At 63.4% G+C, this 13931-nt stretch carries 13 protein-coding genes; 9 read left to right on the plus strand and 4 right to left on the minus strand.

Annotated features, from left to right (window positions below):
- Positions 1–137 precede the first annotated feature (137 nt).
- The 9 genes from IVB27_RS18920 (at position 138) to IVB27_RS18960 (ending at position 9497) form a co-directional block, all read left to right on the plus strand.
- Entirely contained in the window at positions 138–1577 is a 1440-nt protein-coding gene (locus tag IVB27_RS18920) for a basic amino acid/polyamine antiporter (protein WP_247444841.1), read from the plus strand.
- A gap of 27 nt (positions 1578–1604) precedes the next feature.
- Positions 1605–1829 (plus strand): hypothetical protein, encoded by a 225-nt coding sequence (locus IVB27_RS18925; protein ID WP_247444842.1) that lies wholly within the window; start codon positions 1605–1607, stop codon positions 1827–1829.
- A gap of 44 nt (positions 1830–1873) precedes the next feature.
- Entirely contained in the window at positions 1874–2986 is a 1113-nt protein-coding gene (locus IVB27_RS18930) for an AI-2E family transporter (RefSeq protein WP_247444843.1), read from the plus strand.
- 8 nt (positions 2987–2994) lie between these two features.
- The gene (locus IVB27_RS18935) at positions 2995–3594 is read left to right on the plus strand and encodes a hypothetical protein (RefSeq protein WP_247444844.1); all 600 of its coding nucleotides are present in this window, start codon (positions 2995–2997) and stop codon (positions 3592–3594) included.
- The gene (locus IVB27_RS18940; protein ID WP_247444845.1) at positions 3595–4080 is read left to right on the plus strand and encodes a DUF992 domain-containing protein; all 486 of its coding nucleotides are present in this window, start codon (positions 3595–3597) and stop codon (positions 4078–4080) included.
- Between the two features lie 35 nt (positions 4081–4115).
- On the plus strand, positions 4116–5360 hold the full coding sequence (locus IVB27_RS18945; protein WP_247444846.1) for an efflux RND transporter periplasmic adaptor subunit: 1245 nt from the start codon (positions 4116–4118) through the stop codon (positions 5358–5360).
- Positions 5357–8485 (plus strand): efflux RND transporter permease subunit, encoded by a 3129-nt coding sequence (locus tag IVB27_RS18950; RefSeq protein ID WP_247444847.1) that lies wholly within the window; start codon positions 5357–5359, stop codon positions 8483–8485. Before IVB27_RS18945 ends, IVB27_RS18950 begins: the two co-directional genes overlap by 4 nt.
- A 164-nt stretch (positions 8486–8649) precedes the next feature.
- On the plus strand, positions 8650–9207 hold the full coding sequence (locus tag IVB27_RS18955) for an HdeD family acid-resistance protein (RefSeq protein WP_247444848.1): 558 nt from the start codon (positions 8650–8652) through the stop codon (positions 9205–9207).
- Positions 9208–9230: 23 nt separating this feature from the next.
- A complete protein-coding gene (locus IVB27_RS18960; RefSeq protein ID WP_247444849.1) occupies positions 9231–9497 on the plus strand; it encodes a twin-arginine translocation signal domain-containing protein in 267 nt (88 codons plus the stop codon).
- A gap of 188 nt (positions 9498–9685) precedes the next feature.
- Here IVB27_RS18960 and IVB27_RS18965 read toward each other — a convergent pair whose 3' ends face one another.
- Genes IVB27_RS18965 through IVB27_RS18980 form a run of 4 tightly spaced genes read right to left on the minus strand, consistent with a single transcriptional unit; the run spans position 9686 to position 13925 of the window.
- Positions 9686–10813 carry a mandelate racemase/muconate lactonizing enzyme family protein gene (locus tag IVB27_RS18965; RefSeq protein ID WP_247444850.1) on the minus strand — a complete coding sequence of 376 codons (1128 nt, stop codon included), beginning with the start codon at positions 10811–10813 and terminating at the stop codon, positions 9686–9688.
- Between the two features lie 48 nt (positions 10814–10861).
- Entirely contained in the window at positions 10862–11899 is a 1038-nt protein-coding gene (locus IVB27_RS18970; RefSeq protein WP_247444851.1) for a tagatose 1,6-diphosphate aldolase, read from the minus strand.
- Complete coding sequence (locus tag IVB27_RS18975) at positions 11896–12855, minus strand: sugar kinase (protein ID WP_247444852.1); 960 nt, start codon at positions 12853–12855, stop codon at positions 11896–11898. Before IVB27_RS18975 ends, IVB27_RS18970 begins: the two co-directional genes overlap by 4 nt.
- Positions 12852–13925: an ABC transporter ATP-binding protein gene (locus IVB27_RS18980; RefSeq protein ID WP_247444853.1), complete on the minus strand. Its 1074-nt coding sequence runs from the start codon at positions 13923–13925 to the stop codon at positions 12852–12854. Before IVB27_RS18980 ends, IVB27_RS18975 begins: the two co-directional genes overlap by 4 nt.
- Positions 13926–13931 lie beyond the last annotated feature (6 nt).

A 13931-nucleotide genomic window follows, 5' to 3' on the forward strand; every position in this document is an offset into this window, starting at 1 on the left:
ACATTGCCCTCTACATGGAATCCCTGATGTTCCGACCGGGAGGTCGCTTCTAAGATCTCGACCAAGAGTGGCCGGCCCGCCCCGTTTCATTTCGAGGTCGCGCCCACTTCATCTCCGGCCGGAAAGCCATTCTCCTCATGGCTCCTTCGTCGAACGAGGTCGACCAAAAGCTTTCGCGTAGCGCGCTCGTCGCGCTCGTGGTCGGGTCGATGATCGGCTCCGGCATCTTCGCGCTGCCCGCATCGTTTGGACACGCCACGGGCGTCCTCGGGACGTTGATCGCTTGGATCATCGCGGGCACCGGCATGCTGATGCTCGCCTTCGTTTTTCAGGCGCTCTCCCGTCGTCGGCCGGACCTGGACGCCGGCATCTACGCCTATGCCAAGGCTGGCTTCGGTGAATATATCGGCTTCGCTTCGGCGGCCGGCTATTGGATCGGATGCTGCCTCGCAGACGTCGCCTGCCTCATCCTGATCAAGGCGACAGTCGGCCAATTCCTTCCGATCTTCGGCGACGGCACGACGCCGGCGGCGATCGCGGCGGCATCCCTCCTCCTGTGGAGCGTCCATTTCCTCGTACTGCGAGGCATCAAGAACGCCGCCATGCTCAACACAATTGCGACCTACGCCAAGATCATCCCGATCCTGCTTTTCATCGGCGTGGCGTTCATCGTCCTCGATCCGGACCTGATCTCGCAGAATTTCTGGGGGACCGAGCAGCCGGGCGCGGCAGCGGTGTCCTCACAGGTCCGAAGTACGATGTTGCTCACCGTATTCGTTTTCGTCGGAATCGAGGGTGCGAGCGTTTACTCGCGCTACGCCCGCGACCGCTCTGACATCGGATTTGCGACCGTCACCGGATTCCTGTCCGTTCTCTGCCTTCTCGTCCTTGTGACGATACTATCCTACGGGGTGCTGCCGCGACGGGAGCTCGCGGGCCTGCCGACACCGTCGATGGCCGGCGTGATGGAAGCGATGGTCGGGCGATGGGGCGGCATTTTCATCAGCCTGGCGCTGCTGGTGTCGATTCTGGGCAATTACCTGTCGTGGTCGCTGCTCGCTGCCGAGGTGCTGCATTCCGCGGCCATCAACCGCACCATGCCTTCCTTTCTCGCGGTCGTGAACAAACACGAAGTCCCTGTCGGAGCACTCTGGCTCACCAACTGCGTCATCCAAGCCTTCGTTCTGGTCACCTGGTTCGCGGAGTACGCGTTCACCGTCGCCCTGAAGATGACCAGCGCGATGACGCTGATCCCATATTTCCTGGTCGCGGCGTACGGCCTCAAACTGTCATATCTCGGCAATTCCTACCGTGCCGGCGAACGCGCCCGCACCGTCGACGGGATCCGCTCGGCCATCGCAACGCTCTACGCCATCGGCATGATCTACGCCGGTGGCCCGACGTTTCTCCTGCTGTCGTCGATACTCTACGCGCCGGGAACGGTTCTATTCTTTCTGGCCAAACGCGAGCGCAAAGAGGCCGTCTTCGAGCCGTTCGAGGCGATCATCTTTGCTGCGATCGCACTCGCTGCGTGTGCCGGCGTGTATGCGCTGGCCGTCGGCGCGATCTCGATCTGAGGTGTTGTTGGTCGAAAGGAGGCGAACATGAACGTCCGGACCGTCTATGGCGCACTGATCCTAATCGGGTCGATCGCGGCCGCGCAGCCGAGTTTCTCCCAAGCGCAATCGACCGCGTCGACGCCGAAACCCGCAGCGACAGCGCCCGCAGCCGCCACACCAAATACGAATACGAACCCGACCAAGCATCGCCATTGGCGCCATCGCGGCGGCTCGCATCCTCACTATGGCAGCCGCCGTGTTCGTACCTGATGGGCGGATGCGACGGTCCCAGCTGCAATCCTCGAGTTCCCACGATGAGCGACGCGACGTCCGGACACGAGCAACTCCACGAGAGCGCGATCCGCAGGACGCCGGCGATCGAACACGGCCCGCGCAGCATTCTCGCAACGGGCCTCGCTCTGCTCGGCGTAAGCGTGGCCCTCTTTTTGATCTGGAAAACCGTCTCGAGCCTGCTCATCATCTTCGCGGGCGTGCTGTTTGCGGCGCTTCTGGATGCCGCCGCAAGGGCGATTGCGCCTGTCGTCCGCCTCGGTCGCATCTGGCGCCTGACCTTGGTGCTGCTGCTGCTCACTGCAGCGGTCGGACTTGGCCTCGTGTGGGGAGCCGGCAAGCTTCCGGAGCAAACTCGTCTTCTGCTCAAGGTCATGGACACCCAGTTTGACGTCCTGCAGCAGCATCTTCTGACCTATGGCGTCGATCTGCTCGGTCCCGAATGGGGCCGGGATTTCACGCAATGGCTGGTCTCCGACCAAGGCCGGTTCTTCAGCCACGCCCAATTCGTCCTTGGCGGGGCGTCGAGCTTCCTGACTGGCGTGCTGGTGATCCTGTTCCTGGGCATCCTCTTCGCCTTCGATCCCGATAGCCACCGCGAAAGTCTCGTCATACTCGCGAAGCCGTCCTATCGCGCACGGATGCGCGGCGTGATGGACCAGATGGGAAGCGTCCTGCGGCTCTGGTTCGTAGGACAACTTATCCGCATCGTCCTGATGACGCTGTGCGTCTGGATCGCGCTCTACTGGATCGGGCTGCCTGGTCCCTTCCTGCTTGGTTTGCAGGCGGGCTTATCGAACTTCGTCCCGTATCTCGGGCCGATCGTCGCCGCAATTCCGATCGCGCTCGTCGCTATGCCGCTCGGGGGATCACCGCTGATCTGGGCCGTTGTCGTGTATACCCTGATCCAGTCGATCGAAGGATACGTGATCGGCCCCCTGATCCAGCGCCAAGCCGTCGAAATCCCCCCGGCCTGGACTTTGGTGGCGATCGTACTGCTGGGCGCCATGTTCGGCGTCATGGGCATCGCGCTCGCCATGCCACTCGTCGCGGTCGGTCGGGTCGCGATCATCAGGTTCTACGTCGAGGACTATCTCGGCGATCCCCCGCTGGTGGTCAACAAGGGACGATCCTGAGGTGCCGCATGAGCGAGCTCGAAGCTGAACGGAACGCCGCAACGGATCCGCCGGCATTACATCCGGGGATGACCCGCTTGTTGTGGCAGCAGCTGCCCTACATCGTCGCGCTTGTGCTCGCCATTGCGGGCGTCGCCTACACCAATGCTTCGCATCAGCCTCTCGTCGGCTACTGGGAATTCCTTGCCCTTGCCATCGGCGTAGTCTGCGTCATCAACAAGTGGCCCGAGGTCGAGGGCAGGGAGGAGCGCTGGCGGCTAATCTGGACCCAGGCGCTGCATTGGGTCGCCGTTCTGGTCGCGATGAACATCATGCTGGTATCCGGAGTTCAGCAGTTGCTGCCGACGCCGGCGACAAGCCTGGTTCTCCTTACCTTGCTCGCGCTCGGGACATTCCTCGCCGGCGTCAGTCTCCAGTCCGCCCAGATCGCCTTCCTCGGCCTTGCGATGGGCATCACGGTTCCGGCGATATCCTGGTTGCAGCAATCCGTCATCTTCTTCCTGTTGGGCGCCGTCCTGCTGATTGGCCTCGGTATCACGTTCTGGCTTCGTCAGGACCGCACCCCAGCGAGCTTGCCCGACAACACTGGAAGCCAAACGGAGGCCTGAATGCGCATTAACCTGCTTCTCGCAATCATCTGCGGATTCGCTTTGATGTGCGCCGACGCCCTGCCCGCGCACGCGGAAACGTTCCGAGTCGGCCGGCTTATCTGCGCCAGCACACCACGCGTTGGGCTGGTGCTTGGCTCCGCGCAGGAGCTTCGTTGCGTATTCACGACCACACGCCCGACTCGGCAGTACGTCTACGACGGGCGGATCAGGCGGGTTGGTCTCGACATCGGCGTGACCAGCGCCGGAAGCCTCTCATGGGCCGTCTTCGCCAGGAACTCGCGCGTCGGCCCCGGCACGCTGCGGGGGAGCTACGTGGGCGCGAGCGGCAATGTCGCGTTCGGTCCCGGGCTCGGAGCAAACGTTCTCATTGGAGGCTCTCGCCGGACGATTGCGCTCCAGCCGCTGTCGATCGAGCGATCAATCGGATTGAACCTTGCGGCGGGGATTACGAACCTGACACTCGGCCCGCGCGGACAGCGATAGCAACTTGTCCCAAGCCCTGGAGCCGGGAGCGGACAATGGACCTTGCGGAAATTTCGGTCAGGATGCTGGCGGCGAGTTTCCTGACATTCATCGCTGGCGGCATGGCCTTAGCACAGCCAGCCTCCAGCGCTCCGCCTGCTGTCGGCATCGTCGAAGCGATCAAGCGACCGATCACCGAGAGCAGCGAATTTCTCGGGCGGATCGAGGCGGTCAATCGGGTCAATATCGTGGCTCGCGTCACCGCGTTTCTGGAACAGCGACTGTTCGTCGACGGTGCCGAGCTCAAAAAGGGCGCCCCGCTCTACCGGCTCGAGCGCGGCCCGTTCGAGGCCGATCTTGCGTCAAAGCAGGCGCAGGTGGCCCAGCTCCAGGCGATGCTCGAGAACGCCAAGCAGACGACCGAGCGCGCGCGTACGCTGCTCAGTGGGCCAGCCGGTCAGCAATCGACCTACGACGCAGCGATCGCCAACGAGCGCAGCCTGGAAGCCCAGGTCCAGGCCGCACAAGCACAAGTCAATGCGTCCCAGATCAACCTCGACTACACCATGATCAGCGCGCCGATCGACGGCAAGATCGGACGCACAGCCATGACTGAAGGCAATGTCGTCGGTCCAAGCTCGGGCGTGCTGACCACGATCGTCAGCCAGGATCCGATGTACGTCACCTTCCCGGTGCCGCTGCGTCAGGCACTCGAACTGCGCGAACGTTATGGACCGCAAGGGGGCCTGGAAGCCGTGGTGATCCGGCTGCGACTGCCCAATGGCCGCATGTATGGCCAGTCCGGCAAGCTGAACTTTGTCGACAACACGATCGCCCAGAATACCGACACGATCACCGTGCGCGGCGAGATCGACAACCCGATCCTGCGCGCGCCGTCCGTCGCGGGCGTGACCGTCCACGAACTGACCGACGGCGAGTTCGTTACGGTCGTGCTGGAAGGTATCCAGCCCATCGAGGTGTTGGCGGTCCCGCGTTCGGCGGTGCTGTCCGATCAGCAGGGCGACTACGTTCTCATCGTCGGCACCGGCGACAAGGCCGAACAACGTCGTATCCAGCTTGGGCAGTCGACGCCCACCATCGCTTCCGTCATCAATGGGCTCGCCGCCGGCGACAAGGTCATCGTCGAAGGCCTGCAAAGGGTTCGTCCAGGTCAGGCGGTTTCGCCGGGTCCGGCCAGTGCGCTGATCCAGTCGAGCATGAAGGCCGGCGCAAGCGACGCACCCTCGTTGCCAGACCGTGACGCCTCGACCGGAACGCGCCCGGAGGACAAAAAACCATGATGTCCGCCGTCTTCATTGATCGCCCGCGACTTGCGATGGTCGTTGCCTTCATCATCACCATCGCAGGCGCGCTCGCGCTGACGCGGATCCCGGTAGCGCAGTTCCCGGACATCGTGCCGCCGCAGGTCACGGTCGCCGGCACCTTTCCCGGCGCGTCTGCCGAGGTCGTGGAGACCAGCGTCGCTCAGCCCCTCGAAGCGCAAGTGATCGGTGTCGATCGTGCGCTCTACATGAAATCGACCAGCGGCAACGACGGCAGCTACACCCTGACGGTGTCGTTTGCGCTCGGCACCGACCCCGATATCAACACCGTCAACGTCAACAACCGGGTGCAGAGCGCGCTGTCGCAATTGCCCACTGAGGTACAGCAGCAGGGCGTGACGGTGCAGAAGAAATCGTCGGCGATCCTGCAATTTCTGGTGCTGTACAGCGCCGAAGGTCAGCAGGACCCGCTGTTCATCACCAATTACGCGATCATCAACGTGCTCGACGCGATCTCCAGCACACCCGGCGTCGGCCAGGCTCACCTGTTCGCCAAGATGAATTACTCGATGCGGATCTGGTTCGATACGCAGCGGCTGACCAGCCTCAATCTCACGCCCTCGGACGTGATCGCAGCAATTCGCACGCAGAGCGTCCAGGCGCCGGTCGGCCGCATCGGTGCGCGTCCGATCAACGACGACCAGCAATTCCAGTTCAACGTGCAGACCCTGGGGCGGCTCGCAACGGTCGACCAGTTCGCCAATATCGTGCTGCGCGCCAACCCGGACGGTTCGACGCTGCTCGTCAAGGACGTCGCCCGGGTCGAGATGGGCGCGCAGAACCTTGACAGCGAAGCGAGGATCGACGGGCGCGCCGCGGTGCCTCTCGCGATCTATCTGGCGCCGGGCGCCAATGCCGTAACGACCGCGCAGGCGGTCGCAGCCACGATGCAGCGGCTGTCCAAGCGATTCCCGATGGGGTTGAGCTATCTCGTGCAGTACGATTCCACGAGCTTCGTACGAGATACGATCTCGGAAGTTCTGCGGACGCTGGGCGAGGCATTCGTCCTTGTCGTGATCGTGGTTTATCTGTTCCTCGGCAATCCTCGCGCGACGGTGATACCGGCCGTTGCCGTGCCGGTCAGCCTGGTCGGCACCTTCGCCGTGTTGCTGATGCTCGGCTATTCAGCGAATACGGTGTCGCTGCTCGCAATGGTGCTCGCCATCGGCATCGTCGTGGATGACGCCATCGTCGTCGTGGAGAACGTCGAGCGTGTGATGGAGGAAGAACCGGATATTTCGCCGGCCGAGGCCAGCAAGAAGGCCATGAGGCAGATCACGGCGCCGATTGTTGCGATCACGCTGGTGCTGCTCTCCGTCTTCGTTCCGATCGCCTTCATTCCCGGCATTTCCGGCACGTTGTTTCGGCAGTTTGCGGTGACGATCAGCGCCGCCATGATAATCTCGGCGCTCAATGCGCTGACCCTGTCGCCCGCTTTGTGTGCGCTCATCCTACGGCATACCGGACCGCGGCGCGGCGTGATCGGACGCGTTCTTGACGGCATCGACTGGATTCGCGACCGCTACAGCGGCGGTGTACGACGTCTACTGCGCGTGGCAAGCCTCTCGCTCATACTCGCCGCAATGTTCGCGGCCGGCATTTTCGGGATGTCGCACCTGACTCCGACAGGGTTCCTTCCCGAGGAAGACCAGGGCGCCTTCTTCACCTCGATACAACTGCCGGACGGCGCGTCTGTCGCGCGGACCAGCGAGGTCACCGGACAGATCGAGCGAGTCCTGACGCAGATGCCTGCGGTCGACCACGTCTTGGCCATCATAGGTTTCTCCCTGCTCGACGGGGCGTCCGAGCCCAACAGTGCGCTGGTGGTGACGCGCCTCAAGCCGTTTGCCGATCGCAAGGCGGCCGCGGATTCGGTGCAGGCGTTGATCCGGCAGACTTACGCAGCCGGCGCGCAAATCCGGCAGGCCAATGTGCTACCGTTCAACATGCCGCCGATCATCGGACTCTCGACCTCAGGCGGGTTCGAATACCAGCTCCAGGCGCTGGAAGGACAGGACCCGGCCGCGATTTCCAGTGTCACGAGTGCGTTGATCGGAGCGGCCAATGCCGATCCACGACTGACGCGCGTGTTCTCGACCTTCACCGCGACCAATCCATCGATCTATCTCGACATTGATCGCCGCAAGGCGCAGGCGCTCGGCGTGACCATCAGCGATATCTTCACCGCCCTTCAGGCGACGCTGGGCGGCATCTACGTCAACAACTTCAACCTCTTTGGACGCACCTGGCAGGTCAACGTGCAGGGCGAGGCGCTCGACCGCGCCGACATTTCCGATATCTGGCGCATCTATGTGCGCAACAATACCGGTCAGATGGTTCCGATGCGGTCGCTCGCCGGCATCAAGATCGTAACCGGGCCTCAGGTCATCACCCGCTACAACAATTATCGCTCAGTGACGGTGAACGGCAGCCCGGCGCCAGGCGTCTCGTCGGGCACCGCGATAGCGGCCATGGCGGAGGTCTCCAATGCCGTACTGCCCGCGGGCTACAGTTTCGAGTGGACCGGCACCGCCTATCAGGAGCAACAGGCTTCAGGACAAACCGGAGCGGTGCTCGCGCTGGCCGTGCTGTTCGCCTATCTGTTCCTGGTGGCGCTCTATGAGAGCACGGTGATCCCGATCCCGGTGCTGCTGTCCGTCGTTGTCGGCGTGCTCGGCTCCTATATCGGGATCAAAATCGCCGGCCTCGATCTCGATCTGTATGGCCAGATTGGCCTCGTGGTGCTGATCGCGCTTGCCGCCAAGAACGGCATCCTGATCGTGGAATTCGCGAAGGAACGACGAGAAGCCGGGACGGAACTTGCGGAGGCCGCCATCGAGGGGGCGCATATGCGGTTCCGCGCGGTCATGATGACTTCGGTTGCCTTCATTCTCGGGCTGCTGCCGCTGGTGCTCGCAACCGGCGCCGCTGAACTGAGCCGCAGGGCGGTCGGGACCGCCGTCTTTGCCGGCATGCTCGGCGCAAGCTCGATCGGAATCTTTATGGTGCCAATGCTCTATGTGACATTCCAGCGCCTGCGCGAGCGCCTGAAGGCACGATCGGTTCCGGCGCGAACCACCTGACCCGCGCGTCCAGAACGCCGGGAAGCACTTTCCGGCAGGCTTCGGGACACCGCGAATATTCCCGCCGACACATTCAGGGTTTCATCGGATGTCGATGTTGCGCGGCGGCGACTAGCGTTTCCGTGGCGCCAACTTGATTGGCCGCCGGAATGCGGGAGGATGACGTGGCCACCTACGATAGCAGCCCCCAGGTAAAGACCTTTAGTTCTCCATCCCGGTGGACATGCGCGCTCCTTGGCGTCGTGATGATCGCGGCCGGCATCTTGGCGCTGGGCGACATCGTCTTCGCAACGATCATCAGCGTCAAGCTGATCGGGCTTACCGCAATCCTTGCCGGTGCATTCGAGATCATCCACGCCTTCTGGACAAAGGGATGGGGCGGATTCCTGTGGCAGATCCTGCTCGGCGCGCTCTATCTCGCGTTCGGGTTGCTGCTGCTCACGCAACCGGCAGCCGGTGCCCTCATCCTGACCTCCCTCCTGGGCGCGGTTCTGTTGGCATCGGGCATCATCCGGTGCGTGCTGAGCTTTGCACATTGGCGACAGGGTGGCTGGCTGATGCTGGTTTCTGGCGTGATCGGACTGCTCGCCGGCTTCCTGATCGTGTTTGGCTTCTCATCCATCAGCGTCTGGGCGCTTGGATTCCTGCTGGGAGTCGATCTGATTTCGCACGGGCTCGCGTGGCTACTCTACGCGCTGCAATCCCAGGGGAGAGCCGCTTAACCTAACCCGAAGAGGAGAAAACCATGAACGCTCCCACCCGTCGCGATTTCCTCGGTCTCGCCCAGAACGCCGTCGCCGCTGGCGCGGTTGGCGCGATTGCACTTCGCTTCATCGGCACAGCGGAGGCGATGCCGGTCGCGTCCAACCCCGGACCTGCCGATAAGCGGCCCGACTTCGTGACTGAAGCACAGTGGGGTCCCGGTTGGGGGCCTCCGCCGCGCCGGCGTCGGCGCCGATGGGTTTGCTGGTGGCATCGCGGCCGCCGTGTTTGCGGCTGGCGCTGGTTCTAATCGGATCGACCGGTCCGCAAGCATCGAGCATCTGCGCCTATGAGCACCGGCCGTGAGGATCGCCTACTCACCTGGAAGCCCCTGGGCCTCATTGCTCGCTTTCCACGCCTCGAAATCGTGGCCAAAGAAATCGAGCTCAATCAAGAGTGATCCACAGTCGCCAGAAGGCCGACAGATCGCCTGCAAGTCTAACTGCTGCGATAGCGTTCGATATATGAAAGTTCAGGCACTATTCCGAGCCCCGGATCCTGGTCCAATTCAACCGTGCCCTCCCTCACATTGAGGATCGGGCCACAAAACAGATCGCGCAACGGATTGTCATTGGCATCGACTTCCAGCCAGCCATCGCCACCGATACCGGCGAGAACATGCGCGGACGCAAGCAAGCCGAGGCCGCCGCCGAGATAGTGCGGACAAAAGGTCTTGCCCGCCTTCAGAATGTCGCGAGCCAGTCCAGCGCAGGCGCTGAGCCCGCCCCACTTCGCGATATCGGGTTGGACCACGCCGAGCACGTCTTCGGCCAGGGCTTCCTTGAAGCCTTCGACGCTCGAAATGTTTTCGCCGGCGGCAATCGGCATCTTCGCCTCGGCGCGCAGCTTGTGCCACTCCTCGCGCGGCCGATCGGCCCTGATGGGCTCTTCCAACCAACGCAAATCAAATTCGGCAAGGCGCGGCATCATCTCCAGCGCCTGCGTGACTGACCAGCCTTGATTGGCATCTGTGGCGAGCATGTCGGCACCAACGATCGCGCGCAGTGCAGCCAGATTGGCGAGATCGGTCTCGGCTCCGAACCCGACCTTCAGCTTCAACGCGCGATGGCCGCGCTTGAGCGCGGCTTCGGCTGTTTGCGCGGCGCCGCCGGGATTGATGCCGCTGGCATAGACCTTGATCCTGCGCGACTGCCCGCCGAGAAGCCGCCACAGTGGCAAGCGCTGCCGACGCGCGGAGAGATCCCACAGAGCGAGATCGATGCCCGAAATCGCCTGCGCGAACGGGCCGGGCTCGCCGCATTGAAGCGCAAGCACCTCGGTGCCCTTGGTCAGGACCTCGAATGCCAGCGCGGGACTATCGAACTTGCGCCCTACGAGGCCGGGCGCGAGCACCTCGTTGACGAGCCGTGCGCGATGCTCCGCCCCCGGTGCGGGGAAGTTGGACCAGGCTTCGCCCCACCCCTCGACGCCGTCTTCGTCGACAGCACGAACGAAGACGGCGGGGCGGTTGAGCATTTTTCCGAACGACGTCACCACCGGCGTCGCCAACGGATAGCGATAGCAGAACGCCTCGATCGAGCGGATGGTGAAGCTGTCAGTCGTCATGTTGCAGATCCTGCGAGCGAGATCGGACCACGCTGAACTGCCACCCTCTCAATAGGCGCGCGCGAAGTCACCTTCCTGCTTGATATCAGTGAACACAGGAAAGCGCGCCTTCCACGGCGTGCCTTTGGCCGTGGTCAGTTCGCTGAGCCGTTCGAGCACGTTGAGGCCATCGTTGCGCAGGCTTGCCGACACCGCCGCGCGGTCCGGAAAATTCTTCAGGACGGCATCGAGCCAGATGGTGCGGCCGGCGAGGAAGCCGCCGGCGCCTGCAGCATAGGCGAAGTCGAGGACGCGCTCGAACTTTTCGGGCGCAGCGCCACCCGACAGCAGCACCCAGGGGATGTTGCGCTCGCGGCAGATATCGCCGATCGAATCGAATTCCTTCTGCGCGGCTTTCGCTTGCGCACTGCCGTCGCGGGCCGGCAGGCTATTGGCCGCCAGCGGGCTCTCCAGCTTGAGGAGATCGACGCAGTATTCCGGCTTGGCAAACTCGCGGACGCTGTCGATGACGAGGCCCGGCAGCTTGCCCGGCGACTCCACGTAATCAGCGGTGTGATTGGCGCTGCCGAGGAACGGATAGACAAGCAGTTCGAGGACATAGGGAATGTCGTGGCGGGCGCAGTCCTCGCCGATCTCGCGGACAAACCGCTTCTGATGTTCGTTCACTGCGGCATCGGCATCCGGCCGGTACCAGGCCAGCACCTTGACGGCATCGCTCCCCATGGCACGGATTTTCTCCACGCTCCAGTTGGTGATTGCGCGTGACTTGCGACCGCCTGCGGTTTCTTCGACGCGATGCTCTTCCAGCGTCATGATCAGGCCGCAGCGCGGCGGCAGCAGATCGATCGCGGCAGGCACCGCGAAATTTGGATCGAACAGCATCGAGCTGCAATGCGGCGCGAGGTTCTCGACCAGGAGGCGCTTGGCCGCCGTCACGTCGGAATATTCGACCTGATCCCGCGCGATGCCTCTTGCTTTCGCGATGGCATCGAAAAGTGGCGGCCGCTGATCCAGCGCGACCATGCGAAAGTGGCCATCCGCGTCTGCGAGCCGTGCCAGGCCGCGGTTCTTTCCAATCGTTCTCATGGCTTCGTCCTCATGAATGCAAGACACTCGTTGATGGTGGGGATTCCGTTGCGGCCGCCGGCGTGGCGGCATTTCATCGCAGCTGTCGCTGCCGAAAACGCCATGGCGGCGCGCACATCGAGGCCGACGCCGATCGCAAGCGCATAGGCGCCGTGGAAGACGTCGCCCGCGCCGGTGGTGTCGACGACATCAACCGCAAACGCGGCCTGCTGGTGCAGTTGGCCATTCTCGTACCAGCTCACGCCCGCATCACCGCGCGTGACGGCGATGACATGGCAGCCGAAGCGCGCGAGCGAGGCAAGAGATTCATCTCTAGCCGAGCCGGCAAAGGATGTGAGCGCGGGTTCGGAGAAGATCGCGTGGTCGGTCAAGGGCAGCAGCCGCTCGAATACGTCGGCATCGGCCACGTCGCCGTCAAGCACCGCGGGAATGCCGCGCGCGCGGGCTTCACGGAACAACGTTGCGGCACCTTCGACCCAGCGCGGATCGGCCAGCACGGAGGATGCGCGGGCGACCGCTTCGAGCGGAAGCCAATCCGCAGCTTCCGGGAACAGGCCACGGAAGTTGACGATCTGCCGCTCACCCGAACGGTCGACGATGATTCCGGAGACGGAGGAGCGGCCGTCGGGAAACAGCCGGAAATTATCGACATCGACGCCTTCGGCAACAAACGCGGAGCGCATCTCCGCGCCCGCGGCATCATTGCCTGCCCGGCCCCAGAACGCGACGGAAGCGCCGAGCTTTGCCACCGCGACCGACGCATTGGCGGCCATGCCTCCGCCAAGGGTGCCGTAGCCGGCGGCCTTGATCTTCTCGCTTCCACCCGCGAACAGACGATCGACGCGCCAGACCTGGTCGAGCGCGGACAATCCCAGGCAGACCACCTGCACAGGCCGGGCCCCGGACGCCACGGCCGCCAGCGCCGACATATCTCCGATGTTCGCCGACGCGCTCACCGCAAGACCTGCCCGTTGGTCGCATCGAACAAATGGGTCTTGCCCGCCTGCGGACGCAGGCCGAGACGATCGCCGACCTTTGGCCGCAGGGACGGATCGACCCGCGCGATCGACGACACGCCGGCGAGATCGAAATGGATCAGCGTATCCGAGCCGAGCGGCTCGACGAGCTTGACGTTGATGGCGATGCCGTCGGCGGCATCGGGAGCAATCGTAAAATGTTCAGGGCGAATACCGACGACAGCGCTGCCGGCCTGCCGCAGGCGGCCCGCGGTCTCGCCATCCAACGGCAGCGTTGCTCCTCCTTGCGAAAGGATCGCACGCTCCTCGCGCCATTCTACGGCGAAGAAATTCATGGCGGGCGAGCCGATGAAGCCGGCCACGAACTGGTTGGCCGGCCGCTCGTAGACCGTCTCCGGCGTGTCATATTGCTGGATCGTGCCGCTCTGGAGTACGACGATCCGGTCCGCCATGGTCATGGCTTCGATCTGGTCATGGGTCACGAAGACCATGGTGGTCTTCAGCTCCTGCGACAGCGCCTTGATCTCCGCCCGCACCTGCCCGCGCAGTTTTGCGTCGAGATTGGACAGCGGTTCGTCGAACAGGAACGCCTTGGGATTGCGCACGATCGCGCGGCCCATGGCGACACGCTGGCGCTGACCGCCGGAGAGCTCCTTCGGCTTGCGGTCGAGATAGGGCTCGATGTGCAAAAGCGCGGCGGCGCGCTTCACCCGCGCATCGATCTCCGCCTTCGGCGTCCCCCGCAACTCCAGCGCAAACGACATATTGTCGTAGACGCGCATGTGCGGATAGAGCGCGTAGTCCTGGAACACCATCGCGATGTCGCGCCGCGCGGCCTGGACGCCGTTGACGCGCTTGTCGCCGATATAAAGGTCTCCCGATGAAATCGGCTCGAGGCCCGCAATGATGCGCAGCAGGGTCGACTTGCCGCAGCCGGACGGGCCGACGAACACTACGAATTCGTGGTCAGCGATCTCCAGATTGAGATCGGGGATCACGGTGAAATTGCCGTAGCGCTTGACGAGGTTACGGATCGATATCGAGGCCATGATCGT

Origin of the sequence: Bradyrhizobium sp. 197 (genome assembly GCF_023073375.1) — a bacterium.
GTDB lineage: Bacteria > Pseudomonadota > Alphaproteobacteria > Rhizobiales > Xanthobacteraceae > Bradyrhizobium.

Coding starts and splice junctions, on each gene's coding strand:
- IVB27_RS18920 (WP_247444841.1), top strand. CDS start 138: ATGGCTCCTTCGTCGAACGAGGTCGACCAAAAGCTTTCGCGTAGCGCG.
- IVB27_RS18925 (WP_247444842.1), top strand. CDS start 1,605: ATGAACGTCCGGACCGTCTATGGCGCACTGATCCTAATCGGGTCGATC.
- IVB27_RS18930 (WP_247444843.1), top strand. CDS start 1,874: ATGAGCGACGCGACGTCCGGACACGAGCAACTCCACGAGAGCGCGATC.
- IVB27_RS18935 (WP_247444844.1), top strand. CDS start 2,995: ATGAGCGAGCTCGAAGCTGAACGGAACGCCGCAACGGATCCGCCGGCA.
- IVB27_RS18940 (WP_247444845.1), top strand. CDS start 3,595: ATGCGCATTAACCTGCTTCTCGCAATCATCTGCGGATTCGCTTTGATG.
- IVB27_RS18945 (WP_247444846.1), top strand. CDS start 4,116: ATGGACCTTGCGGAAATTTCGGTCAGGATGCTGGCGGCGAGTTTCCTG.
- IVB27_RS18950 (WP_247444847.1), top strand. CDS start 5,357: ATGATGTCCGCCGTCTTCATTGATCGCCCGCGACTTGCGATGGTCGTT.
- IVB27_RS18960 (WP_247444849.1), top strand. CDS start 9,231: ATGAACGCTCCCACCCGTCGCGATTTCCTCGGTCTCGCCCAGAACGCC.
- IVB27_RS18965 (WP_247444850.1), bottom strand. CDS start 10,813: ATGACGACTGACAGCTTCACCATCCGCTCGATCGAGGCGTTCTGCTAT.
- IVB27_RS18970 (WP_247444851.1), bottom strand. CDS start 11,899: ATGAGAACGATTGGAAAGAACCGCGGCCTGGCACGGCTCGCAGACGCG.
- IVB27_RS18980 (WP_247444853.1), bottom strand. CDS start 13,925: ATGGCCTCGATATCGATCCGTAACCTCGTCAAGCGCTACGGCAATTTC.